Source organism: Succinivibrio faecicola (assembly GCF_019448115.1).
Taxonomy (GTDB): domain Bacteria; phylum Pseudomonadota; class Gammaproteobacteria; order Enterobacterales; family Succinivibrionaceae; genus Succinivibrio; species Succinivibrio faecicola.
This window is the reverse complement of sequence record NZ_JAGFNY010000012.1, coordinates 24,770-51,342: the sequence shown is the minus strand read 5'-3', so window position 1 is coordinate 51,342 and position 26,573 is coordinate 24,770. Positions and strand designations below refer to the sequence as shown.

Below are 26,573 nucleotides of genomic sequence, written 5' to 3'. Positions count from 1 at the left end.
GAGTGATTTGATTGCAAGTATTAAGGCATAAACATAATCAAATTGTGATCTTAGTGTGCTTTAATAATTTCGCCATAGATATTGATAGAAAAGGTGTATGTCTTTAAAAGTCAAATTTTGAATCTTATTTTTTCTTTAAAAAATGAAATACATTGCAATTTGATAATAAAAAAATTTTTGTACGTTCTTATCCATTGCATATTTAAAATTTGAAACTATTCTCAATAATAGATTGGCAAATATACTGATTAGAGATACAAAGATGTTCAAGAATAATGACAAGCTTAATATCAATCCTATAAGGGTCCATCGCAATAAATTCATTGCGCAGATGCCTTTATGGGATCAGCTTTTGCATCAGTTTCATGAACTTCCAAAGGACAGACAAGATGAGATCCTGTATAGGGTATACAGGAAACTGTTTATTGCAAATTCAAAGGAGCTGATAATTCAAGCTAAAGCCTAAATTTCCTTTAGAAGTTCATTGTGTTCTATAAGATGTTCAACAAATGCAGGAACACTCACTGAAGCCTTTTCATACAGACCATAATGAAACTGTGTTGCCACATTGGATTGTTCAAGATTGAACTCTACACATGTAGCTCCACAGCTTTTTGCTACATGACAGAAACCTGCAGCAGGATAGACAACTCCTGATGTTCCTATTGATAAAAACAGATCACACTGACAGAGTAGCTTCTCTATTTTTTCCATCTGATAAGGTATTTCACCAAACCAGACTATATCTGGTCTTAAAGACTTTTTACCACATACAGGACATACTGAATCAACAGATGAATTGTCAAAAAATTCCACTCTGCTCTTGCAGCTTTCACACAAAATTGAATTAAGCTCACCGTGCATATGAATTATGTCTTTAGAGCCGGCCTTTTCATGCAGATCGTCAATATTCTGTGTAACAATACTGACAACACCGCCATATCTTTTTTGAATTTCACTTTGCAGTTTTGTAAGTGCTAGATGAGCCTGATTTGGTGCTTTGCTCTTTATGCTCTGACGCATTTTGTTATAAAAATCGTGTACCTTAGTTTTATTTTTCAAAAAACCATCATAGGTAGCTACGTCTTCAACGCGCTCATGCTCCCATAAGCCTGTATCCGATCTGAACACAGGAATGCCAGATTCTGCTGAAATTCCTGCACCTGTCAGTACAACGATATTTTTATACATAGGCTATGCTCTCAAATAAGCTGCAATTCCTAGAATTGTTGAGCCTGTTGGACCGGCTCCTAAAAATGGACTTTCATCAGGAAGATAAGCTGATGACAGATCAATATGAGTCCATGGAATTGCCTTATCAACAAACTCTCTTAAGAAAGCGGCGGCAGCACTTGCGCCAGGAACACTGTCACCATGACCTGAATTTGTTATATCAGCTCTTCTTGATGATAAAAATCTCTTATGCTCTTTGAGCATTGGCAACTGCCAGTACATTTCCAGAGTTGCATCAAAAGCTTCCTGCATTTTTACATTCATCTTGTTATTAGGAGTCATGACACAGAATAAATCTCGTCCAACAGCTACTTTTGCAGCACCGGTTAATGTTGCCATATCAAGAATTTCTAATGCTCCATCTTTTTGAGCTCTTAATAATCCATCAGCAAGAACCAATCTGCCTTCAGCATCAGTATTGTTTATTTCAACCTTGATACCGTTTGGATATTCAATAATGTCACCAGGAAGCATGCCCTTGCCTGATACCATATTCTCTGAACAGCAAAGATATAATCTTACATGCTTGTTTAAACCTTTACTGATTGCAAGATGAAGAGCACCAGCAAGATATACAGCTGCACTCTTATCTGTTCTCATGGTTTCCATATACTTATCAGGCTTTAGGGAATAACCACCTGTATCAAAGGTAATACCCTTACCAACTAGAGCAATGTCAACCTGAGAATTAGCAGCCTGTTCATTTGGCGCATAATCAATAATACCTAGGCATGGAGATTTATCTGATGCTAAACCTACTGTCTTTAAGCCTACAAGTGAATCAAAATCATCTGAACTATTGTCTATCAGTGTCAGCTTTGTATATGCACTGTTTGATGCAGCAGTCTTTCTGATTAGTTCATATACTGTCTGAACAAGTTTAACAGGAGAGATGTATTTTGAATCCAGATCTGCAATCTCTCTGTAGGAACAAACAAGGTTTACTCTGTTTTCAATTTCCTGTAGATCAAGATTATTCTTTTCAACAGCAACATAATAATCATGCTTTCCATCATGAAGAGCCATCAAGAAATAAAACAGTTCTAATGATTTAAAAGGAGCTACTGAAATTACAGAGAAATTATAGATATTGAGTTTTGCAATTACTCTTGCAGCCTTCTGATACCAGCGAAAATCTTTAGTATCTATATATACAGTATAACCATTCTCATTTGGAGTAAATTTTGCGTTTTCCTCAAATGGAGCCTGAGCTTTACCTTCTTTTAGATTTATAACAACATTAAGAGAAGATAATGAATCTACTGACAGAAGTTTAAACATTTATTTCCTCACATTCCACATTGAACCTGATTCACGAAGCTTTGGTATCTTGTCATTAAGCTCATGTACAACTGTATCTATCTGATCTTTTGTTGTAAATCTACCAAATGAAAGACGGATAGATGCTCTGGCCATTTCATCTGAAAGACCAATAGCCTTTAGAATATATGATGGTTTTAAATTACTTGATGAGCAAGCTGATCCTGTTGATGCTGCAATAGCACTTAATGTAGGAAGCAGCATATGACCATCAATATTTTCAAAACTTATAGAAAGAATATTTGGCAGATTATTCTCTGACTGATTAATCTTTAATCCTTCAAGATCCTTGATGCCGTCAATAAGTCTTGCTCTTAAGAGTTTAAAACGCTCATGATCTTTCTTGCCCTCTTTTTTAAGAATTTCAAAGGCCTGCCCTAATCCTACAACTTCATGTGTAGGAACAGTACCGCCTCTTAATCCCTTTTCCTGACCGCCACCATATATCTGAGCAAATAAAGGTACGTTCGATGAGCGCTTTACATACAGAGCTCCGACTCCTTTCGGACCGCAAACCTTTTCACAGGTTAATGTAACCATGTCAATATCACTATTGTCATAATCCATCTTAAGGTAGCCAATACTCTGAGCAGTATCTGAATGGAAGAACACTCCCTTTTTATGACAGACAGATGCAATTTCATGAATATCACTTATCGCACCTAATACAGAATTTGCCTGAGCAATAGTTACTAAGAAGGTTTCATCTGTAATTGCATCATCAACCATCTGACTTGTAATTACACCATCAGGTCTTGGAGTTAAATATGTAACCTTATAACCTTCTTTTTCCAGGATTTCACAAGCTTCCAAAATAGCTTTATGTTCAATTTTTGATGTAATGATGTGACATCTTTTGTCACCTTTTTCCTTAAGACCTTTTGCAAGACCAAAGATTGCAAGATTGTTACTCTCTGTTGCACCTGAGGTAAAGGTGATTTCGAGGGCAGATGCTCCAATCAGATCTGCAACCTGCTCTCTGGCGTTCTCGACAGCTTCTGCTGCTTCCCATCCGTATACATGATCCTTTGCATGTGGATTTGCAAAGGTTCCATCTATACAAAGACTCTCTACCATTTTTTCAATCACTCTAGGATCGGTAGGTGTTGCTGCAGCATAGTCAAAATATACTGGTTTATTCATTTTTATTCTTTTATATGTGATAGTGCCAAGGCAAATAAAGATTCCACATGAGAATCATCAAGAGCATAAAAGGCTTTTCTACCCTCTCTTTTTACCTTAACCAATTTATTGATTCTCATATAGGCTAACTGATGTGATATAGCTGATTTTGACAATCCTACAATCTTTGCAAGATCACCTACACAAAGCCATTTGTGTATCAGCATAGCATGAACCATATTTATTCTTGTAGGATCGGATAGAGCTTTAAAAAATTCACTCATTACAAGAGCATCATCTGAGGCTAAAATAGCCTGTCTAACATCGTCTAGCTGCTCATCGGACAAATCTATAACGGCATTTGAATTTAAATCACTCATTACAGCTCTCTCTCCTCTGCAGAGTATGGTGCTAAAAGATTATATTTTTTCTCTAAAGAGCGCATCTCCAGATATGAATTTCTGTATTCAAGAAAATTATATTTATCAGTTGATCTTGATAGTTTGAAGTAATCATATGCAAGCTTGTCTTTTCCCATCTTAAGAGCTTGTTTTCCAAGATAGTAATAAGCCTCACAAAGATGTTCTTGCATCAGATCACCCCTATTCTTGTCCTCAAGAATTTTTTCAAACAGTTCATCTGTCGAAATTAGGCCTAGAGTATGATTTATAAGTGCTATGCCAAAAGGAGACTTAACATCAAGATCGTTATTAATATATGCGTTAGACAAGGATTCTATTGCCTCAGATTCACCCTTATAAGCTGATTCAATTATATATTTTGACAGCAGACGGTATGGATCTCTTTTATCTGCATTATAGAACTCACAGATATCTTCATAGGCTTTTTGATATCGCTTTGTATAATACATTGCATAAGCCCTGTTAAGGTATGGGTACATTGACTTACTGTTCTTATCAAGTTCAATAGCAGAATCGAATGCATCGCAGGCATCAGCAATTCTTCCATCCTTTAAATAATAAACTCCGATAAGTTCATATGCAGCGGCATAATCAGGTTTGTTTACAATGGCATTCATCATCATGAATCTTGCCATTGATTCAAGGCCTAAATCATCATATACAAGACCTGCCTCATAAAAAATTGTAGCTTTTTCTACTGAATTTTTCTGCTCAGAATCAAGCATCATCAGAAGTTTTGTAAGAATATTCTGATCTCGATTGAGAGTACTGTAGGATGTTTTCACAAGATAAATATATTTGGCAGGAACTGAAAAATCGCCCTGAAGTTTATTTGAAGAGGAATCAAAGCCCCCACTTTGACAGGATGCAAGAATGAGGGCAAAAAGACCTGCACATAGAAGACTAGTGCATGATCTTATAAAAGTATGCATTGTTTTTAGTCCATGGTTTCATATCCATCTGACTCTTTTTTCTCAATTTTTACAGGAACAAGATTCTCACGCTTGATTCCGAGAATTAATGCCCATGTAGAAGCCACATAGATTGATGAAATAGTACCAAAAACAATACCGACAAACAAGGCAAGAGCGAAACCATAAATCATCTCACCACCAAAAATCATGAGGCTGACAACAGTAATCAGTGTTGTACCTGAGGTGATAATGGTTCTAGATAAAGTCTGAGTTAAAGAAACGTCAAACAGTCTGCTCATTACTGTATTTCTTGGAAGAGATGATGCATTTTCTCTGATTCTGTCAAATACAACAATCTTATCGTTCAGAGAATAACCAACCACAGTTAAAACAGCTGCTAAAACTGTAAGGTCATATTCAATCTGAAGAACTGAGAAAGTGCCTAATACAACAATAACGTCATAAGCAAGTGAAATGACAGCACCTGTTGCCATACGCCACTCGAATCTGAATGCAATATAGATAAGAATAGCTAATAAAGAAACAACTATTGCAATAAGACCGCTTTCAACAAGCTCCTCACCAACTGCAGGTCCAACATACTCAGTGCGGCTTAAAGTAACTGAAGGATCAAGAGCTTTTGAAGCTGCCATTACCTTGTTAGTTACAATCTGCTGATCAAGACCATCTTTTGGAGCAACTCTAACAAGAACGTCCTGATTAGTACCAAAGTGCTGTGTTGTACCAACAATGCCCTGCTTTGCATATTCTTTCTTTACATCATTGAGGTCTACAGCTTTTGAATAAGAGGTTTCAACAACAATACCACCTGTAAAATCAAGACCCCAGTTAAGCCCCTTAGTACACATAGATACAATTGAGCCTATAACTAATACAAGGCAAAGGACTTCAACAATTCCTTTTATCTTCATAAAAGGAATAACAGTAGATTGCTTAATAAATTGAAGCATCATTTTCTCCTATATGCTCAGCTTCTTGATATTGCGTCCGCCGTATACAATATTTACAACTGCACGACATGCTGTAACAGCAGTAAACATAGAACTTGCAAGACCAATCATAAGTACAAGAGCAAAGCCCTTAACCGCACCAGTTCCGACCATGAACAGAATCAGAGAAGTAATAAATGAGGTGATATTAGAATCAGCAATTGTTACAAACGCACGTGCATAACCTTCATTGATAGCAATCTGAACTGGTCTGTTATTTCTGATCTCTTCACGGATTCTTTCATAAATAAGCACGTTAGCATCAACAGCCATACCAAGTGTGAGCACGATACCTGCAATACCAGGTAGTGTCATGGTTGCACCAGGAATTAATGACATGATTCCAACCAGTAAAACCAGATTGAATACTAAAGCAAGATTTGCAATAAAACCAAATGACTTGTAGTAGATAATCATGAATACAGCAAGGAATACAATACCATATAGCATTGCTTTCATACCGTTATCAATGTTCTGCTGACCAAGTGAAGGACCAATTGTTCTTTCTTCAACAATCTGAATTGGAGCAATAAGAGCACCAGCTCTTAAAAGCAGAGCTAAATTATGAGCTTCCTTAGGAGAATCAAGTCCTGTGATTCTAAATGATGATCCAAGACGAGACTGAATAGTTGCAATATTAATCATTCTCTCTATCTTCTTGAACTTTGGCTTATAGTTCAGATCACCTGGCTTTGGTGCATTTGGATCATTTGATGGAACAACAACATACTCAATGAAGTTTGTTCCCATTGGCTTACCGATATTGTCTTTTGTAAAGGCGGCCATGATAGAACCACCACGTGAATCAAGACTGATATTTACTTGAGGACGACCATTTTCATCTGCTGATGAACTTGCATCTACAATATGATCACCGGTTAAAACAACCTGCTTGTGAACAACTACAGGGTAGCCCTGCTGATCGTTGATAACCTCACAGCCTGCTGGTACATGACCTGCAGCTGCAGCCTGAATATCAGCGTTAGAATCAACAAGACGGAACTCTAATGTTGCTGTAGCACCTAAAATCTCTTTTGCTCTTGCTGTATCCTGAACACCTGGAAGTTCAACAACAAGTCTGTCTGCACCCTGTCTTTGAACTAGAGGTTCTGCAACACCTAATTCATTAACACGGTTTCTGATAATATTTATGTTCTGATCAACAGCATTTGTTCTGATCTCAGAGAGTTTTTGAGGAGTCATTGTTGCTCTTACATAAAATTTATCAGAAATATCCTGAGAAACAACCTTAAAGTCCTTGTGACGAGATGCTAAAAGCTCCTGAGCCTTATCTCTTGTTAAAGCATCTTTGAACTCAACAAGAACATAATCATTTTCAGCTTTTACAGAAGATAAACGAATATCGTGGTTTCTAAGCTCTGTTCTAAAATCATTAGTAAGCTGAGATCTCATCTTCTTCATAGCTTCTTCCATGTCAACTTCCATAAGGAAATGAACACCACCTCGAAGATCAAGACCTAACTTTAATGGATGCATACCGATATTTCTCATCCATTCAGGAGTTGCAGGTGCAAGATTTAAAGCAACAACATAATTTTCAGATAGAGATGAAGATACAATCTGTCTTGCAGATAACTGCTCATCTGTATTTGCAAATCTGATTAAAAGCTGACTATTGGCAAATTCATATTTACCTTCAATATTCTTGCTCTGTAATGTATTTTTGATTGAATCAACTGTCTTCTGATCTAATTCAACCCCATGGGTACCTGAAATCTGAAGAGCCGGATCTTCACCATATAGATTTGGAAGTGCGTAGAAAAATCCCACAGCAATCACAAAGAAAACCATGATGTTTTTCCACAGAGGGAATTTGTTTAACACTTTATGTTACCTATATAAAGATACAAAGCTACCTTGCGGTAGCCTTGATTTCACAAACTGCTATTATTTATTCTTATTTGCTACCTGCTTTTCAACAGAGATAGCTTCTACGGTGCCCTTTGGCAGAACTGCTACAACATAGTTGCGCTTAAACTGCATAACAACACCTGATGATACTGATACTAGAACGTATTCCTTGTTGTCTGGTAACTTAGTGATACGACCAACTATACCACCATTGGTTAAAACCTCATCACCAACAGCCAGATTATCTAATAATTTCTGCATCTCTTTACGCTTTTTGTTATTTGGACGCATAAAGAGGAAATAAACAGCGATCATACAGATAGTAAGGATAATGATCATGCTCATATCGCCACCCTGCTGAGCTGCAGGAGCTGCGGTATCTGCTGCATATGCTGCTGAAATAATACTCATTTTTATTTTCCTTCAAAAAGTTTAAATAGTTTTATTTTAGTATTTAACTCAAAAGAGTATACCACAATTTCTTTTTTAATCAGATCTTAAGACTGATATTGCCAACACTCACCACAAAAGAACAAATATATGAGCTATACCTTCTCTGGATAACCATATACCTTATAGAAGTTTTCTGCAAACTGCTCTAATCTGTCTTCTGCAATGGCATCTCTAATATCCTGCATAAATTTTTCATAAAAATGAAGATTATGAATAGTATTTAGGTGGGCACCTAAAACCTCTTTGCATTTATCTAAATGATGCAGATATGCTTTTGAGTAGTTCTGACAGGTGTAACATGTACAATTCTCATCAAGTGGCGAGGTATCCATAGCATATTTTGCATTACGGATTCTCACAACTCCCTTGGATGTGAATAGATGTGCATTTCTTGCATTTCTTGACGGCATAACACAGTCGAACATATCAACACCATTGAGTACGCCCTGAAGAATATCCATAGGAGTACCAACACCCATAAGATATCTTGGTCTGTCCTCTGGCATTTTTGGAGCAATATGCTGCAGGGCTTTGTACATTACAGGTTTAGGCTCACCTACAGCCAAACCACCAATAGCATATCCATCAAAACCGATATCAGTAAGACCTTTTAATGACTCTTCTCTTAAAGCCTCATCAGAACCGCCCTGAATTATTCCAAACAGTGCGTTCTTGTTACCAAGTCTTGTAAATTCATCTTTAGATCTTTTTGCCCATCTTAATGACAGTCTCATTGCTCTGCCCATTTCTTCTCTTGTGGCAGGAAGACCTATGCATTCATCAAACTGCATTACGATGTCTGAACCGAGATCATACTGAATCTGCATTGACACTTCAGGCGATAAGAACAGCTTTGAACCGTTTATAGGATGTCTGAAATATACACCATCCTCAGTTACCTTTCTTATTTCAGATAAAGAGAATACCTGAAAGCCTCCAGAGTCAGTAAGAATAGGCTTATGCCAGTTCATAAAATCATGAAGGTCACCATGAGCTTTGATAACCTCTGTACCTGGTCTTAGCCACAAATGAAAAGTATTTCCAAGAAGAATATCTGCACCTATTTGCTCAACATTCTCAGGGCGCAATGCCTTTACAGTACCTAGTGTACCTACAGGCATAAAGGCAGGGGTTCTGACAACACCTCTGTCAAAAACCATCTGACCTAATCGTGCTTTACCACAACGTGACTTGATCTCAAATTTCATAAACAGATCCTATTTAGCAGATGGAGGCAAATCTTCTTTTGCCATTGGATTCTTTGTAATAAACATGCAATCGCCATAACTGAAAAAGTGGTACTTCTCGTTTACAGCATGTAAGTAGGCATTCATTGTATGTGAATAACCTGCAAATGCGCTTACAAGCATGATTAGAGTTGATTCCGGAAGATGAAAATTTGTAATCAGACAATCAACTACATGGTAATCATATCCTGGATAAATAAAGATGGATGTATCATTTGAAAAAGGAACAATCTCATCTGATGAGCCACTCTTTTTAGCAAAACAAGCTGCACTTTCTAAAGAGCGGACTGCTGTTGTACCAACTGCAATAACTCTGTTTCCATTTTTGTGAGTCTGTATTACAGCATCAGCAACTTCCTTTGAAAGATGAACAAATTCTGAATGCATATGATGATTTAAAATATCATCTTCTCTTACAGGCTGAAAAGTACCGGCACCGACATGCAAAGTTACAAAAGCCAGGTTTACCCCCATCTTTTTTAGCTCTTCTAGCTGATTATCATCAAAATGAAGACCAGCTGTTGGAGCTGCAACAGCGCCAGGAATCTTTGAATAAACAGTCTGATATCTTTCTCTATCAAGCTCTTCATCTGGTCTGTCTATATATGGAGGAAGAGGAATATGTCCGACCTTATTAAGAATATCCAGTAATGATTCGCCATTTTTTGTGGAGATCTTGAAGAGTTCTCCTTCACGACCATCAACCATGAATTCATAACCGCCATCGATAATCAGTGTTGCACCAGCCTTTGGTGAACGACTTGATTTGATGTGAGTCAGAGCAGAAGTTTCACTTACTAGTCTTTCAATAAGGAACTCTAAAGCACCACCAGATTCTTTTTTACCATATAATCTTGCAGGGATAACCTTTGTGTCATTGAATACAAGCAGATCACCTGGCTTTAAGAATTCTTTCAAATCATAAAAGTGCTTATCAGAATATGTGCCGTCAAGACCGTTCAGACAAAGCATTCTGCAACCAGTACGCTGTTCACTTGGATATGTTGCAATCAGCTCTTCTGGCAAATCAAAATTAAAATCGCTTCTTAACAATTTGTGTACCTCTTTAAACTGCGCATATTCTACCATTTTTCAGATAATATACATACAGCAAAGAAAATGGTGACATATAACCACTGCAGATCCTTTTTGCACTAGTCTTCAATTAAATCAAGATAACTGCATTTTTGAACGTCAAACAGTTTAGAGAATAGTTCATATGATTTTTCTTCAAGCTTTGAAGCACTTTCAAGAATAATTGCATTATCAAAAAACTGCTTAATCATTTCTGAGCGGATTGAAATTCCATAAACCTCAACTCCATGCTTTTTTGCATACTCTATACACTGCATGGTATTACTTATAGAATCAGGCATTCCATCTGTAATCACAATGACAATATTTCTCTGACACTCAAGAGAGTTTACTTTTCCAAGTGCATACCAAAAGGCCTGTGCAAGTGGCGTTGAGCCTCTTGGTGTCTGATCGAATCTTGGTGCAACTTTTGATACCTTTTCATTATCTCTTAGTGCAATTTCAAATTCATTTCTGACACCTGGAAAATATGTAACTAGAGTTTTTATTCCATCAATATTTTCAAGTGCCAAAGAAAGCATAAGTGCTGTTTTGCATGCTTCAAAAGCCCTTGAGTTATTCTCACCATCTGTTGTTATCATTGAACTTGATACATCAACAAGAATATGAACTGAAGTTGAAAAATCTCTTGCTACTATTCTGTCCTTAAAAATATTTACCTCACCTAAGCAGACCTTCTGAGCTTTAATAGGATCGATTCTATTTGATGAATATGTATGCTTTCCATAATGACGAACATAACCTAAAACCTTATGTCTTAACCCCATTCTAATGCCATATGATGGCTCTGCACATTTGATAAAATCTGGATCACCTAAAGGACAGTCCTGATCACTGAACAGGCCAAAATCCTCTCTTGAAGATGAGTGAGTTCCTAAACTGTTCTCCTCAATAATATGTGCTCCCCCCTTATTAGGTGTGGCATTATTAAAATCTCCTTGGCACAGATTTCTAAACTTTGCGTATTCCTTCATTAAAGAAAGATTTCTCTTAGCAACTTTAGACTTTATCATCTTGTCAACGGACTGAAGTGACATATTCAGATCACCTAAATTTTTAATGAATTCAGGATCTGAGTGATATTCTTTGAACTTGAAATTCAAAGAAACTACAAGAGAATAGATTTCTTTGCATATATCAAGGACCTGTTGAGTGCTATTTGCACAAAAAGACTTTTTAATAATTCTTATGATCTTTTTTAAATCTTCATATTGAACTCTTGTTTTAAGCACATAAAAAAGAAAAGATGCCTTTGGTCTTGAACTGACAAAATGCTGAATATTACTCTGAGCATAGCATTGAATAAAACTTAGGAGTATAGAAATAGAATCATAGTTATGAATATTTCTGCAGTAGTTTTTCCATTCAGATTCATAGTAGTCATTGAGCAAAAGCAGGTTTTCATAAACACCAATAAATTCTTTTGCAATTAGCTTTTCTATTCTGCAGTCCTCAAGAATATTGAGTAAAGACATTAAAAGAAGATTCTCGCCAATTTTTTCAGTCTTGATTAGTGAAAAATCAGTATATCTGACATGCGAAGCTTCATGAGCTAAATATCCATAGGCAAGTCTTGCCTTGGTAGGATCACTCATATCAAGTCTTGGAATTGTGATAACCTGTCCGTTTGTATAGGCGCTAGTTCCCTGTATTCTTACAGTAATACCAAAAAGTTTTGAATAATTGCTAACCATAATAGGCAAAGCATTTGATAGTGAATTCATATAATTCTCCTCTTTTTGCTATATTTTCACCATCAAAAATTTTTTTGAGCCTTTCAAATGGCGTTTTGCGCGACTTTACTCAAACTTTTTCTTATAATTCATATAGATATATTTTTACTTTTTTTTCTTTTGCAAAAGAAAAGCTAATTATAACTATTGACTGTTCAAAATAAATTTGTGACTTAAGGAACACATTTCTATAAAAGAATTGATAAAAAAAACGTAAAAATTTTACAAAGCTCACCTCTTAAGTTAAATCTAATATTTGAACATGCTCACCATTTGAATATAAATCGGGTCTAAATCGTTCAGAATTCTTAGCCATTTCCGATATTTATAGGCATAATAACAATATAACTACTATTATCATAAAAATTTTTAAGGGATGTAACGGTACAATCATGAGAAACAATCTTCCAGTAATAGACAGAGAAGTTCCTTTTCCAAATGTTCCGAATACACGAATTATCTCTGTAACTGATGCAAAAGGCATTATCACTGATGTCAATCAGACCTTTGTGGATATGTGTGGATTTTCAAGGGAAGAGCTCATAGGACAGCCTCACAATATTATTAGACATCCAGATATGCCAACTCAGGTATTCAAACTCATGTGGGATAACCTAAAGGAAGGCAAACCTTTCATGGGTATTATAAAAAACCGTTGCAAAGATGGCTCTTACTATTGGGTAAATGCATTTATTCTTCCTATTTTCCAGGATGGAAAAATAATCGGGTATGAATCTGTCAGAACAAAAGCTACAAAATATGAGATAGAAAACGCTAAAGAAGCATATGCAAAGCTAAATCGCAGAGAAAAAGTAAGTGTATCTGTTTTAAATAATTTCAACATCTACTTTTACGCAATTGCTTTCTTTCTGTTTTTGTTTGCTCTGTACTCTCCAAGTTTCCTATCTGTGCTTGCAGCTGGAGTCTTTTCCTTATTCGTATTCACAAGAGAGCTTAATGAAAAGAACAAATTTATATACAGAGTAATTGATAAGAATGAGCTACAAGTCGATCCATTAACTCTTGGAATCTATACCAACGAAAAAAAGAATATCGATATTGAAAAGGCAAAATTCGCTCTTAAATGCCAGGAAAAGTATATCGATGCGATTCTTACCAGAGTAAATGAAGCATCAATAAGACTGTGCAACCTTGCAGATGATAATTTAAATCGCGCTCAGGATGTTGCAAAGGATATGGAGCAAAGAACCAGAAAAGCAAGACGAGTTGCCCGCTCAATGCAGAATATCTCTAATGATATGCTCCTGATGATGAACGATCTATCAGAATCTGTAACCCAGACAACTCAAAGCTCAGATATTACCTATGAGCTTTTACAGGAAGGAAAAACAATTTCTCAAAGAACTCATGAAGCAATCTCCACTCTTGATGATCAGGTAAAGAATATAGCATCATCAATTAAGAACCTGTCATCAAAGGTTGAAGAGATTTCACAGGCTTCAGAGCTTATTGATCAGATTTCAGATCAGACAAACCTTCTTGCTTTGAATGCTTCAATTGAAGCTGCCAGAGCCGGTGAAGCAGGTAAGGGATTTGCTGTAGTAGCCGATGAGGTAAGATCACTTTCACTGTCTACTCATAAGTCAACACAGAGTATTCATGATCTGATTTCACAGTTTAAGGTTAACGCTACTGATGCTGATGAAATGGCTGAACAGGGTCTTGTTGCAGCTGAGGATGGTGTTAACGAAGTTGGAAGAAACAACGAAAATGTGGATAAGGTCGTAGAAGCAATTTCATCAATTAAATACAATGCTGACAAGATGATGCAGTCAATTACTCAGCAGACTGAAACAGCCAAAAGTATTGTAGATCAGGTAAACAGCATCTTTAACTTCCAGGAAGATTCAACGTCCATTTCAAGCAGACATGAGCAGGATATGAAAAAACTTAAAGTGGAAGCTGATGACGTAGCTGAAATGATCTCAAGATTCTATAAGACAAAATAAGTTTAAAGGCATCAGAAATGATGCCTTTTTCATATTCATCCATTCACCTTTTGTACAAGCAATATTGCAATAATTCGTGATAGAATTGATCTAAGATTCATTTTAAAGACAAGAGAATTATGTTTAAGAAATTCAATCCGCTACTAAAAGAACAAGTTTTAAGATCAAGCACCTGGGGACACCATTTCATATTTTTAAATGGTCTTTTAGCTATTTTTATAGGCCTTGTTTATCTATATGCTGCTCCTAAAACGGATGGTTTCATTCCCTTTATTTACCTTGTCGTAACATGGTTAGGTCAGCTAAGTTTCTTAGCTTTTCTATTATTCTTAATCATTTTCTTCCCACTTACCTTTATCGGATCGTTTAGGTGGTACAGAATTATAAGTACTGTCCTTGCAATAATAATGCATGTGCTTTTACTTGTTGATGCAAAACTCTTCTTAACAATAAAGGCTCATCTGTCATGGACAGTATGCTCACTGATGCTTAGAGATTTAGACTTCAATACTGGTCTTAATTTCAATTTCATGTATATCGCTATTTTTATTCTTATAGGACTTGAATATCTGTTTGTAAAACTTTCTAATAGGGAGCTTTACAAATCAGAGGACAGAAACAACCACTTCCCTACCGTTGTAATGATAATCGTAAGTGCCTGTTTTATAGCATCTCACGGTATATTCATCTGGGCTGATGCAAATAATTATGAGAAAGTGACCAACATGCGTTCACTGTTCCCTGCTCATTATCCAATGACAGCAAAATCATTTCTGTCAAATCACGGCTGGATTGATGAAAACGATAGAAAGATTGTTCTTTCAAATTCATCTTTCAAGTATCCATTAGATACAATCGCGCAGGCAGATCCTGTCAAGAAGAACAACACCATTATGATTTTCATCAATGGTATGTCATATTCAGATTTAAGCCAGGACGTTACCCCAAATCTGATGGAAAGCAAAAGACAGTACACAAGCTTTGAAAATCATTTTTTGCCTTATGAAAGTCTTGAAGATAATATTTTTGCAGCTTCATTCGGCCTGCCAATACAGTATAAAACCAGATTCACATCTCATGATGTTGAACCAGTTACTGTAGATTATATGCAGAAGCTTGAGTATATAATCAGAATATTCTCAACAAAACCATCTAGCAATACTCAAAATAATATCGCTAAAACTTTAGGCATTAATGAAAATCGTTTCTCATTTAAAAACTCAGATGCAGAAATTTTTGAAAATGCACTTAGCTTTATTGAAAATTTAAAACCTGAACAAAGTTATGTTGTAAACATCAATTCTGATACGCTTACATCAACTGAGTTAAATTCAAAACAAAGACAAGAAAAATTAAGTGCCATTGATAAAGCATTCGGTGATTTCATTCATACTCTAAATGAAAAGAATTTATTAAATGATGCAATGGTAATAATTACATCATCAAAAGCAAATCCATCTGCAGTAAATCCTCATGCCACATATTCAATGTCAGCACAGCATGTTCCAATGATTCTTATGCTTCCTGACAATGGGTTAAGAGGTGTTTCATTCTTTAATATTTCATCTCATTTCGATCTTGTTCCTACATTTGCTATTGAAATTTTAGGTATACAGACCCCATGTTCAAATTATGCAATAGGAAACAGTCTGCTTAAGTTGCCTCAGCGTGACTTTATCATTTCAAGCAAAGGTGCATCATTACTTATGATCTTAAAGAACAAAGTGGTGGTATACAGAAAGAATGGTAAAGCCTATATTGACAACAACGGACAAAAACAGGATACAAAACCAAATCTTGAAACTCTCATCAGAGCTATGAGAGAAATTAACAGATTTAATGGCTAAGGAAAGAAAATGAGATTAACTGAACAGAATGTAAAAGAGCTTATCATAGAAACTTCTATGAAAAAGGCTGTATTCGTGTATTTCTACATGGATGCTCCTGAGTGTGAAGCTACAACAGTAGCATTAAAGAAAGCAATCAGTGATGACAATGAATTTATTGCTCTAGCTGAGGCAAATGTACAGGATAAAGTATCTCAGGCTATTGCAATGCAGCTTGGACTTCAGAGCGTTCCTGCTCTGATTGTTATGCAGCAGGGAAGACCTGCTGCTGCTCTTCAGGGTGATGAGATCGTATCTAAACTTGATGAAACAATTAAAGAATATATGCCTTCTTTGGCAGAACTTCTGTTAAAAGAAGCTCTTGAACTTGAAGAAAAAGGCGAAATTGCGCAGGCTAAAGCAAAGGCAAAAGCAGCATTTGCAGAAGATGAGAAAAACAATGCAGCAAAACTTATTCTTGCAAGATTATGCATAAAGGATAAGGCTTTAGATGAGGCGCATACTCTTTTAGATAATCCAGGCAGAGAGCTTAGTGAAGATCAGGACTACAAGGATCTTATATCAGCACTTACCTTAGCTGAACAGGCTGCAGAAAGCCCTGAAATTAAAGAGCTTGAAAGAAAGTTTAAAGAGGATGAGAATAACGCTCAGATTGCTGTTGAATATGCTGTTGCACTTAGTGATGCTGGCAAAAAAGCTCAAGCTCTTGAAATTCTTTTTAATATTCTTAAGAAGGATTTATCTGAAGAAAAGATAAAGAAAACATTCCTTGATATGCTAAATACCATGTCAGGTGATCCTCTGCAAAAAGAGTACAGAAGAAAACTTTATACCATCATGTACTAATCTGATTGTTTAAATAAAAAAAGGTCCATACAATGATTATGTCAGTATGGACCTTTTCTTATTCTATCTTTGTGCTTTTACTTTTTCTCTTCTTGAACCAATGGCACAGGACTTGAGCTTGGCCAGTTAACAATGATTGTTCTTATGAATGTTGCTAAAGGAATTGAGAAGAAAACGCCCCAGAATCCCCACAAACCACCAAAAATTAGAATTGATGCAAGAATAGAGAAAGCATCAAGATTCATAGCTTTTGAAAACAGCATTGGTGTAAGCACGTTACTGTCGAGAAGCTGGATAATGATATAAACTGCAAGCAACCAGACAAGAGTATAGCCAAAGCCGAACTGAAAAACAGAAACTAACAGAATTGGTATAGTGATGATAACTGCACCAACATATGGAATAACAACACTCAGACCGACACCGATACCTAATAGAATCGCATAATGCAGACCAAATAACATAAAAGCTACAGTATTTACAATTGAAACAATTGTGATATGTATAAGCTTTCCTCTCATATAACCCTCAATCTGCTTTGTAAGCTGAGGCCAGAATTCATGAATGATTCTCTGGTTTGAAGGTAGAATATAAGTAACAAATCTGCTTTGCAGCTGGCTTTTGTTAGACAGCATCAGGAAAGTAAAAATAGGTACGATTACAAGATAAACAAGAAATGACATCACATTAACAACTGATGGCATTATCTGGTTATTGAATATATTTGACACATTTGAAATAAGCGCTAGTCTTGCCTTATTTACAAGCTCTTTGATTTCTCCTTCTGTCATCATTGATGGCAGTGGATCTGGCAGATTCTCAACAAAAGGAAGAATATTTGAAGTTACAATAGAATCAAAATCCTCCCCCTTTTCAGTTGATATATTCTGAGCAGAAATACTCTGCAGAGTCTGATAAAACTGGCTTCCCTGCTGTAATAATTTTGGTACAACAAAGACAAGAATACTTACAGAAAGGCCTATAAAAAACAGCATTGTAACCGATGAGGCAACTGTTCTTGACATATAACATTTTCTAGTAAGAAATCGTACTACTCCATCAAGGCAGTATGCTATACACAAAGCCACAACTAAAGGCCCCACTAGCCACATAAAGTAGTAAACTATCAAAAAGATGCATAACAGAACAAGAGCAAATTCTATTGTTCCCGGAGTTGAAAAATGTCTTAAATACCAGTTTTTAAATAAAGAAATCATCTAATTTATACCTATTTGATAACTTTTAAAATTATAAAACAGTTCAAACTATCTTGTATAAGAAAAATAAGACATTTCAAGCAAAAATAACACAAATGCGTTAAACTAGAAAAAAAAACACATAAGGATGGTTATGAAAAAGAAGCTCTTAGTTTTTTTGATGATGCTTTTTCTGTGTCCTATATCATTTAGTTCACAGAATATCGTTATTCCTGATTTAGGTCCTGCAGGTGTCAGAGGACTTTCAATTGCTGCAGAGAAAAACTTTGGTGAATACTTTTTCAGAAAGGCAAACGGTGCAGGTCTTGTCAGCTATGATCCTGTCCTTAATGAATATATAAATTCAGTCGGCAACCGACTGATTTTGCATGCTAACAACGTATATTTCCCATTTCACTTTTATCTGTCAGAAGATCCAAGCCTTAATGCATCTGCTTTTTTAGGTGGTGTCGTACAGGTTAACGCAGGATTATTCCATTACACATCAACAGAAGACGAATTTGCATCTGTAATAGCACACGAAATATGTCATGTTACACAAAGACATATTGCAAGAATGATTGAAGATCAGGCTGAAAAAAGTTCTTTGTCTGTAGCATCCATCATAGGTTCGATTGTTCTTGGAATAATTAACCCAAATGTTGGTATGGCTGCACTATCATCAACTACTGGTCTTATGCAGCAGTCTAATATCAATTTTACAAGAGACAATGAATATGAAGCTGACAGACTAGGAATTGATCTTCTGTATAACTCAGGTTTCAACCCTATGGGAATGGCAGATCTGTTCAGAGTACTTTTATCTAAACAGGGAAATGTATCATCTGTTTATGCAATGCTTATTGATCATCCTCTATCAGATATCCGTGTTGCTGAAGCTTATAACAGAGCAAAACAGCTTCCAAAAAGAGAAAACAGCAAAAATCCAAACTATATGTTTGCAAAGGCAAGAGTTGATGTCCGATACATGAATCTGAATCTTGAAACATTAAAAAACAAACTAATGCATACACAGAAGGTTAACCACTACTACAAATACTATGCATTAGCCCTTATTGCTTATGAAAACAAGGACAATGCTAGTGCATTAAAATATTTATCAATGCTTGATTCAATAAAGGACAATGACTTTATTCTTGATTTGAAAACTGACATTGAGATTAGTCAGAAAAACTATAAAGCTGCAATTGAACCTCTTGAAAGAATGTATAAGATTAAACCAAATGACAGTTCAATTACTTTGAATCTTGCCAATGCACTTATTGAGAGTAAGGATTATAAAAAAGCCATTAAGATACTTAAAAATTTCCAGAATACATATCCTAAAAATCTGTTAGCAAGTGAGCTTATTGCAAAATCATATTATCTTTCAAAGGATAAGTGCAATGCACATCAGAGTCAGGCATATTCATATCTTTTAAGAGGTGATTTCAATAAGGCAAACCGTTTTTTAAATAATGCTTTACATGTATGCAATGGAACTAGCAGAGAGATTGTAAGAGCTAAACTTAAAAAGTACAACGACATAAAACTGTTTGACAGGATGTTTGAACAAAATATCTAGACAAAATTTGAGATATCTGTCACTTTTGCAGTCAAATGTAGTAAAATTACGCAATTAATATCTCATTTTAAAAGTCAGGAAGACAAAGAAAATGGTTCAGTGTGTACATACAGTAAAGGAATTAAGAAATATATTAAAACCTTTAAAGGCTCAGGGAAAAACCGTTGGCCTAGTTCCTACCATGGGTGCTTTACATCCAGGACACGCAACATTGATTTCACAGAGTTCAAAGCAGAATGATATTACTGTAGTCAGCGTGTTCGTTAATCCTACACAGTTTGGACCAAATGAAGATTTCGATGCCTATCCAAGAACTTTAGACAACGATCTGAAAGTCGTTGAAGGTGCAGGTGGAGATATCGTTTTTGCTCCATCACCAAAAGAGATGTACCCAAGTGAGGATATGACCTGGGTTGAAGTTACAGGTAATATCACTAAAGTACTTTGCGGTAAAACAAGACCTATTCATTTTAGGGGCGTTGCAACTGTTGTATCAAAACTGTTCAACATTGTTGCTCCTACAAAAGCATATTTTGGACAGAAAGATGCTCAGCAGGTTGAAGTATTAAAGCGCATGGTTAAAGATATGTTCTTTGATCTTGAGCTTGTCGTTGTACCTATTGCAAGAGAACAAAGCGGTCTTGCAAGAAGTTCAAGAAATACCTATCTGTCTGATGAGGAGAAATCTCAGGCAACTGTTCTATGTGCAGCACTTAATCTTGCTCTTGAGTCATTCAAGTCAGGAAACAATGATCTTGAATCAATCATTAACATTACCAAGCAGAAGATTTCAAGCAGCGAAATTGCCGATATTGAATATGTAGAATGCTATGGTTTACCAGGTCTTTATGAGCTTAAAGACAAAATTCAGGCTCCATCTTTATTAGCTGTTGCTGTTCGTTTTGGTAACACAAGACTTATTGATAACATTATTCTGGAGTAATTTCACCTTATGTTATTGACAATGATGCATGGAAAAATCCATAGAGCAACCGTAACACAAGCTAACTTAAATTACGTTGGCTCTATTACCATTGATGAAGATCTGCTTGATGCTGCAGGAATTTTACCTGGAGAGAAAGTTCAGATCGTTAATAATAACAATGGTGCAAGATTAGAAACATACACCATTGCAGGTGAAAGAAAATCTGGTGTTATCTGCCTAAATGGCGCAGCTGCACGCCTTGCAGTAGAAGGTGATATTGTAATTATTATTGCTTATGCACTCATGGATGATAAGGAAGCAAGAGAGTTACAGCCAAAAGTTGTTCTTGTTGATGAGAGTAACCATATCATCAAGCACTTTGTTGAAAAGCCTAATTCTACAATCTGATAAGATTTCTGTCTTAAAAATGCCAACATATTGTTGGCATTTTTATTACTGGATGGATAAAACCTTTTTTACAAATGGAATTGTAAGCTTGTGATAATGTTCTATCTGAAGCTTATCAAGTTCATCAAGGATCTTCACAAGCGATCTGATATCTCTGTTGCAGTGGCGAACAAGAAAGGCTGCAGTTGCAGGAGGAAGATTAAAAGCCTTTTCAACTGTTCTTTTCTGTAGAGCTTCTACACAGCTTTCCTCATCAAGAAAATCTAATGAGCAGATTACTCCACTTGAAAGTCTGGTTGTTAAATCCTTCTTTAAAAAAGGAATATAGTCAAAAGAGCTACTTCCTGACATTATCAGGACACCCTTTCTTGAGTCGTACCATCTGTTGAACAGACCAAATAGGGCAAGCTCGAAATTCTCATCTCCTGCTATAACATCAACATTATCAATAATGGTGATTTCAGGCAGATTCACGTCAAGAACAAATGATCCTATTGTCTTGACTAGATTCATATCCACAAAAAAGCACTTAGAATTTGCTTCTGGTAGCTGAAACAGTGCATTTAAAAGATGGCTTTTACCAGAACCATGTGGTCCAAAAAGGTAGTAAAACTCATGCTCCTTTTTGATAATAGCGCTCTTGAGTAACTGCACTGTTCCTGCATTATTGCCAGGAACAAAAGAATTAAAATCTGATTTTTCAGATATTTTTAAATCTAGCGCAACCTGATACGGTTCTGAATTTTGTTTTTCCATTATTTGTTTAGTTGCCTAATGAACCTTTACGATTGTCTGAGTATTCAAGATCATCTGTCAAAGTTACATTTGACTTTGCAGCAGGAACAACCTCTTCTTGAGTAATCTCTGTTGTTCTTTCAACTGTTGATGTTGTATAAGCCTGTCCATTGTATTTATCAATATCAGTGGTGATGATCTGCTCTGTAGTCTTTGTTACTGTACCTGTCTTGCCATCGGCACTTACTGAGCCATGACTCTTATTGTACTTGTATGTCCAAGGAGCAATCTTAGTGAACTCACCTGCATGAGATAAGGTACCGTCAAGAATCAAAGGAGATGAACCTGTTGGGATCATGAATACCACACCAGAATCCTGATATGCCAGCACGTTGACATCAGATTCATAACCGTACATTACGAGTGTTTTTGAAATTGCAGGATAATCTGCAACATTATCGATTCCTGTAAACAGAACTCTTACACCACCTTTAACAGGACCTAAAGAAAGGTCCTCCTCTTGAGCTACTGCAGATGCATTCTGCTGTTCATCAGCTGATGTTAAAGGAATAATATTTGAACCTTGCTGTGCCTGACTATCAATGGTGTTGTTCATAAGGATCTTTGCAATATCCTTTGTAGCTGATTTTGAAATTTCCTCAACAGAACCTGTGTTCTCACCATTACCTAGGATCTTGCCCTGATCGTCAAATACATTCCACTTGAATGTAACCTGATCTTCAACCTCACTGTTTTTCTCTAATGCAGCTGAAATAAAGAATTTCACGCCATAGCGAGCAGATGCCTTTGCAAGAAGCTTGTCTGAATGAGATAAAACAGTCTGATCGTTTACATTCTGTAAATCATCAAGATCCATTAATGGGAACAGAAGATTGTACTGACATGACTTTGCATCATCTATCAGACTTTTCATGATAAAAGATGAACTGTCAGCAGAAATAATTGATGAATCCTGAGATGAAACATCTGTCATCCAAACAAGAACTGGTTCACTAAGACCTGACCAGCAGGCAATACCTGAATCTCTTAGAACAGAGCTGATTTTAGTCTCATCAAAAGTAATCTCAAAATTCTCGCCATTTAATTTAACTGAAGAAACAGCATCCTTTACTCTATCTAACTGAAGTACACCGGTATCATCAATTGCCTGTTTTGAAGCAATCTCATTGAATGCCTCCACAATGGCAGCATCCATACCAATTGATACGTCCTTGTGAACAGTTACGGCCGCATTTGCGCTTGATACTACAGCAAGGGCAGCTAATAAATAAGGAAATTTCATTATTTCTCCAAACAAAAATACCTCATGTCTTCTCTGACATGGAGTCTAAACTCTTCAATTTCAACAGATAAATTGCATATTATTTTTTCTGACTACAGCTGTATATTCTATCACAGCTGGCATGAGTGAATTTTGAATATTTTAAGTGCATTTAAAGAGCATTTCTTGTAAAATACCGCTACAGTTGTTCATTTGTCCTGGAGAAAATCATGGCAGCAAATTTAACTTATAAGGAAGCTGGTGTTGATATCAATGCTGGTGATGAGTTAGTACAGAGAATCAAAGCCCCTGTTAAGAAGACAACCCGCCCAGAGGTAATCGGTGGTTTAGGTGGTTTTGGAGCACTTACAAGAATTCCTAAAGGTTATACAAATCCTGTTCTTGTAACTGGTACTGACGGTGTTGGTACCAAGCTACGTCTTGCAATCGATTTACAGAAACACTCAACTGTAGGCCAGGACCTAGTTGCAATGAGCGTAAATGATATTGTTGTTCAGGGTGCAGAGCCATTCTTATTTCTTGACTACTATGGCACTGGTAAGCTAGATGTTGATACAGCAACAACTGTTGTAACAGGTATTGCATACGGCTGTGAATTATCAGGCTGTGCTCTTGTTGGTGGTGAAACAGCAGAAATGCCAGGCATGTATGAGGTTGGTGATTACGACTTAGCTGGTTTTGCTGTCGGTGTTGTTGATGAAGACAAGATCATCGATGGTTCAAAGGTTAAAGTTGGTGATGCTCTTATCGGTATTGCTTCATCAGGCCCTCACTCAAACGGTTACTCTTTAATCCGTAGAATTCTAAAGAACGTAAATGCTGATCCTCTAAACGATAAGTTATCAGATGGCACCGTTCTTGCTGATGCACTGTTAGCTCCAACAAGAATCTACGTAAAGCAGATCTTAAAGTTAATCAAGGAAGTTGATGTTCACGCATTAGCTCACATCACTGGTGGCGGATTCTGGGAGAATATTCCTCGTGTTCTTCCTGAAGGTACATGTGCAGCTTGTGATGGCGATTCATGGACTCGTCCTGAAGTATTCAAGTACTTACAGAAGAATGGCAACGTAGATCCATACGAGATGTTCCGTACCTTCAACTGTGGTGTTGGTATGATTGCTGTTGTATCAAAGGAAGAAGCTCAGAAAGCTGTTGATACCTTAAATGCTTTAGGTGAAAAGGCATGGGTATTAGGTGAAATTGCTCCTGTTGGTGCTGACGGCAAGCAGGTAACCATCAAGAATTACGAAAACTTCTAATATTCAAATAGAAGCAAAATTCTAGAAATTCAAAAGGCCTAGTCACTTGATTAGGCCTTTGTTTTTTTATTGCTATCTGTTGATATCAAACGGCATAAATAAAAAACTAATATAACTTTTCGATTACTTCTTCATCAATCTTGAATGTATGCTCTAAAGCTGGGAAGATCCCCTGTTTAACCTCTGCATCATATTGATTGAAAGCATCGGTCATTTCTGTTGCAAAATTAGCATAATGCTTTACAAATTTTGGAGAGAAGTCCTGATACATTCCAAGCATATCTTTATAAACTAATACCTGGCCATCGCACTGAGCACCAGCACCGATACCAATAGTAGGAACGGACAGTTTCTGTGAAAGCACAGCAGCAAGTTTTGCAGGAACACACTCAAGAACAATAGAGAATACTCCAGCCTCCTGAAGAGCAAGTGCATCATCAATGAGTTTTTGGGCGGCTTCTAGAGTTTTGCCCTGAACTTTATGACCACCAAAAGCATTTACAGACTGAGGAGTCATACCAAGGTGTCCCATTACAGGAATACCTGCATCAACGATAGCCTTTACCTGTGCAAGAACTGATCTGCCACCTTCAAGCTTAACAGCATTTGCTCTACCCTCTTTCATCAGTCTTCCGGCATTTTCAAGAGCTTTCTCTACGCTTACCTGATAAGACATAAAAGGCATATCAACAACCACCAGCTTCTGTTTGCAGCCTCTTGCTACAGCGGCACTGAAGGTTATCATGTCATTCATTGTTACTGAAAGAGTATCTTCATAACCTAATACAACATTTCCAAGAGAATCACCTACTAAAACAGCATCCACATTGCTTGAATCAATAATTTTTGCTGTTGTATAGTCATAACAGGTAAGCATTGAAATCTTCTGATTTTCCTGCTTCATCTTCAAAAAAGTTGCAACTGTTGTCTTCATATGACGTCCTAATTTTTTACCTATTAGCTTTTATCTTTGAATATATAGAACATGCTATATATATCATTCAAAATTGTTGTTGATTATTTTTTCTATCTTAGTGTAGTCAAAATCTTTGTTTTTTGCTTTTGCCACTTTTAATATTTTTCGGCTCAAAAGCATATATAGAAGTTTATCTTCATCTGACAGTACATTCAGGTGCTTTAAGACAGTATTATCATCACCTCTTAAAACAGGACCAGTCAGTGCTTCTATTGTACCTTTTTTAGCAATGTTTTGTGCATTTACCAAGAACAGTTTTCCTAAAGCTGCTTTTGCTGATTCATCAGAAAATGAACATTCTTTTAGCAGATCTTTGGCAAAATCAAACAGACCTACAACACAGTTAGAACATAGGACTGAGGCTAAATGATATTTTGATTTGACATCTGAACTTATAATTTCAAATCTGACAGAGAGTTTTTCAAAAATCCCTAAGATAAGAGATTTTGATTTTTCATCTGACTCAAGTGTATAGAATGTATCCTTTAATTCTTTATAGCTTTGTGTTTTAGATGAAAATGCCATCATAGGATGAACAGATGCAAATGAGAAATTGTCAAATCCCATAAGAGATTTAAAAACATCTTTAATACTCAGAGCTCCTGAGCAGTGGACAAAGCATTTTTTAGCATTTATTCCTTGGCATTGTGATGCAATAAAGGAGGCAGTCGATTCAAGAGCATTATCAGGGGTTGTAATAAATACAATATCGCTTGCATCTACAAGCTCTTTAATAGACAGATATTGCACTGAGCCTGTAAACTTTGCTCCTTCAATTGAAGATGACTGTGATCTTGAATAGTAGCCTGAAACAGAAAATCCATTCTCTTTAAAGAACTTTCCTAAGCTTATGCCAACCTTGCCGGCACCGATAAAACCTATTTTTTGCATATAATCAGCTATTTTTTACGTTTTGACCATGTTGATGGCACCAAATTAGTGCATTTACTATATTATTAAAAACAATAACTTAATATTCATTTATAACCTAATGTGGCTTATAAAAAGGCTTTTGAAATTTATAGAACAATAAATTTATATCTATAGTAAATATTTCTTGATTATAACGCTATATAGCCTTAAAGTACCACGCTACATT

24 protein-coding genes are annotated in these 26,573 nt (G+C 36.2%); 8 read left to right on the top strand and 16 right to left on the bottom strand.

Annotated features, from left to right (window positions below):
* Positions 1-262: 262 nt before the first annotated feature.
* On the top strand, positions 263-466 hold the full coding sequence (locus J5V48_RS04960) for a hypothetical protein (protein WP_219937463.1): 204 nt from the start codon (positions 263-265) through the stop codon (positions 464-466).
* Here the strand turns inward: J5V48_RS04960 and J5V48_RS04955 are convergent.
* From J5V48_RS04955 to J5V48_RS04905, 11 genes are all read right to left on the bottom strand, one after another.
* Positions 463-1,191: an NAD-dependent deacylase gene (locus tag J5V48_RS04955; protein WP_219937462.1), complete on the bottom strand. Its 729-nt coding sequence runs from the start codon at positions 1,189-1,191 to the stop codon at positions 463-465. The genes J5V48_RS04960 and J5V48_RS04955 overlap by 4 nt on opposite strands.
* A 3-nt stretch (positions 1,192-1,194) precedes the next feature.
* Positions 1,195-2,514 carry an aminopeptidase PepB gene (locus J5V48_RS04950; RefSeq protein WP_219937461.1) on the bottom strand — a complete coding sequence of 440 codons (1,320 nt, stop codon included), beginning with the start codon at positions 2,512-2,514 and terminating at the stop codon, positions 1,195-1,197.
* Entirely contained in the window at positions 2,515-3,696 is a 1,182-nt protein-coding gene (locus J5V48_RS04945; protein ID WP_219937460.1) for an aminotransferase class V-fold PLP-dependent enzyme, read from the bottom strand. It abuts the gene before it with no gap.
* A 2-nt stretch (positions 3,697-3,698) separates the two neighbouring features.
* On the bottom strand, positions 3,699-4,055 hold the full coding sequence (locus J5V48_RS04940; RefSeq protein WP_219937459.1) for an ArsR/SmtB family transcription factor: 357 nt from the start codon (positions 4,053-4,055) through the stop codon (positions 3,699-3,701).
* Positions 4,055-5,029 carry a hypothetical protein gene (locus J5V48_RS04935; protein WP_219937458.1) on the bottom strand — a complete coding sequence of 325 codons (975 nt, stop codon included), beginning with the start codon at positions 5,027-5,029 and terminating at the stop codon, positions 4,055-4,057. Before J5V48_RS04935 ends, J5V48_RS04940 begins: the two co-directional genes overlap by 1 nt.
* A gap of 5 nt (positions 5,030-5,034) precedes the next feature.
* Complete coding sequence (gene secF, locus J5V48_RS04930; RefSeq protein ID WP_219937457.1) at positions 5,035-5,982, bottom strand: protein translocase subunit SecF; 948 nt, start codon at positions 5,980-5,982, stop codon at positions 5,035-5,037.
* A gap of 9 nt (positions 5,983-5,991) precedes the next feature.
* Positions 5,992-7,866: a protein translocase subunit SecD gene (secD, locus tag J5V48_RS04925; protein ID WP_219937456.1), complete on the bottom strand. Its 1,875-nt coding sequence runs from the start codon at positions 7,864-7,866 to the stop codon at positions 5,992-5,994.
* A gap of 63 nt (positions 7,867-7,929) precedes the next feature.
* A complete protein-coding gene (yajC, locus tag J5V48_RS04920) occupies positions 7,930-8,304 on the bottom strand; it encodes a preprotein translocase subunit YajC (protein WP_255557721.1) in 375 nt (124 codons plus the stop codon).
* Between the two features lie 134 nt (positions 8,305-8,438).
* On the bottom strand, positions 8,439-9,554 hold the full coding sequence (gene tgt / locus J5V48_RS04915; RefSeq protein WP_219937455.1) for a tRNA guanosine(34) transglycosylase Tgt: 1,116 nt from the start codon (positions 9,552-9,554) through the stop codon (positions 8,439-8,441).
* Between the two features lie 9 nt (positions 9,555-9,563).
* Positions 9,564-10,646 carry a tRNA preQ1(34) S-adenosylmethionine ribosyltransferase-isomerase QueA gene (queA, locus tag J5V48_RS04910; protein ID WP_219937453.1) on the bottom strand — a complete coding sequence of 361 codons (1,083 nt, stop codon included), beginning with the start codon at positions 10,644-10,646 and terminating at the stop codon, positions 9,564-9,566.
* Between the two features lie 101 nt (positions 10,647-10,747).
* Positions 10,748-12,412 carry a vWA domain-containing protein gene (locus J5V48_RS04905; RefSeq protein ID WP_219937451.1) on the bottom strand — a complete coding sequence of 555 codons (1,665 nt, stop codon included), beginning with the start codon at positions 12,410-12,412 and terminating at the stop codon, positions 10,748-10,750.
* Between the two features lie 401 nt (positions 12,413-12,813).
* Between J5V48_RS04905 and J5V48_RS04900 the strand changes: the two genes are divergently transcribed.
* From J5V48_RS04900 to J5V48_RS04890, 3 genes are all read left to right on the top strand, one after another.
* Complete coding sequence (locus J5V48_RS04900) at positions 12,814-14,391, top strand: methyl-accepting chemotaxis protein (RefSeq protein WP_219937450.1); 1,578 nt, start codon at positions 12,814-12,816, stop codon at positions 14,389-14,391.
* A 119-nt stretch (positions 14,392-14,510) separates the two neighbouring features.
* Positions 14,511-16,238 carry a DUF3413 domain-containing protein gene (locus J5V48_RS04895; protein WP_219937449.1) on the top strand — a complete coding sequence of 576 codons (1,728 nt, stop codon included), beginning with the start codon at positions 14,511-14,513 and terminating at the stop codon, positions 16,236-16,238.
* 9 nt (positions 16,239-16,247) lie between these two features.
* Positions 16,248-17,084, top strand: coding sequence for a tetratricopeptide repeat protein (locus J5V48_RS04890; RefSeq protein ID WP_219937447.1), 837 nt, complete (start codon positions 16,248-16,250; stop codon positions 17,082-17,084).
* A gap of 77 nt (positions 17,085-17,161) precedes the next feature.
* On the opposite strand, the gene J5V48_RS04885 is transcribed toward J5V48_RS04890, so the two are convergent.
* Positions 17,162-18,301 (bottom strand): AI-2E family transporter, encoded by a 1,140-nt coding sequence (locus tag J5V48_RS04885; protein ID WP_219937446.1) that lies wholly within the window; start codon positions 18,299-18,301, stop codon positions 17,162-17,164.
* Positions 18,302-18,434: 133 nt separating this feature from the next.
* Here J5V48_RS04885 and J5V48_RS04880 point away from each other — a divergent pair, with 133 nt between their 5' ends.
* The 3 genes from J5V48_RS04880 to panD all read left to right on the top strand — a co-directional run bounded on the left by J5V48_RS04880 (position 18,435) and on the right by panD (position 21,198).
* Positions 18,435-19,865: a M48 family metalloprotease gene (locus tag J5V48_RS04880; protein WP_219937445.1), complete on the top strand. Its 1,431-nt coding sequence runs from the start codon at positions 18,435-18,437 to the stop codon at positions 19,863-19,865.
* A gap of 91 nt (positions 19,866-19,956) precedes the next feature.
* Positions 19,957-20,808: a pantoate--beta-alanine ligase gene (gene panC / locus J5V48_RS04875; RefSeq protein WP_219937444.1), complete on the top strand. Its 852-nt coding sequence runs from the start codon at positions 19,957-19,959 to the stop codon at positions 20,806-20,808.
* A gap of 9 nt (positions 20,809-20,817) precedes the next feature.
* Complete coding sequence (gene panD, locus J5V48_RS04870) at positions 20,818-21,198, top strand: aspartate 1-decarboxylase (protein WP_219937443.1); 381 nt, start codon at positions 20,818-20,820, stop codon at positions 21,196-21,198.
* 45 nt (positions 21,199-21,243) lie between these two features.
* Here panD and J5V48_RS04865 read toward each other — a convergent pair whose 3' ends face one another.
* Both J5V48_RS04865 and J5V48_RS04860 read right to left on the bottom strand, forming a co-directional pair.
* Positions 21,244-21,954, bottom strand: a complete 711-nt coding sequence (locus tag J5V48_RS04865; protein ID WP_219937442.1) for an HdaA/DnaA family protein — start codon at positions 21,952-21,954, stop codon at positions 21,244-21,246.
* A 7-nt stretch (positions 21,955-21,961) separates the two neighbouring features.
* Positions 21,962-23,236, bottom strand: coding sequence for a DUF2066 domain-containing protein (locus J5V48_RS04860; RefSeq protein ID WP_219937441.1), 1,275 nt, complete (start codon positions 23,234-23,236; stop codon positions 21,962-21,964).
* A gap of 209 nt (positions 23,237-23,445) precedes the next feature.
* Here J5V48_RS04860 and purM point away from each other — a divergent pair, with 209 nt between their 5' ends.
* Positions 23,446-24,498, top strand: a complete 1,053-nt coding sequence (purM, locus tag J5V48_RS04855; RefSeq protein ID WP_219937440.1) for a phosphoribosylformylglycinamidine cyclo-ligase — start codon at positions 23,446-23,448, stop codon at positions 24,496-24,498.
* Positions 24,499-24,604: 106 nt separating this feature from the next.
* On the opposite strand, the gene panB is transcribed toward purM, so the two are convergent.
* Positions 24,605-25,432, bottom strand: a complete 828-nt coding sequence (panB, locus tag J5V48_RS04850; RefSeq protein ID WP_219937439.1) for a 3-methyl-2-oxobutanoate hydroxymethyltransferase — start codon at positions 25,430-25,432, stop codon at positions 24,605-24,607.
* Between the two features lie 63 nt (positions 25,433-25,495).
* Positions 25,496-26,365 (bottom strand): Rossmann-like and DUF2520 domain-containing protein, encoded by an 870-nt coding sequence (locus tag J5V48_RS04845; RefSeq protein ID WP_219937438.1) that lies wholly within the window; start codon positions 26,363-26,365, stop codon positions 25,496-25,498.
* Positions 26,366-26,573: the final 208 nt, after the last annotated feature.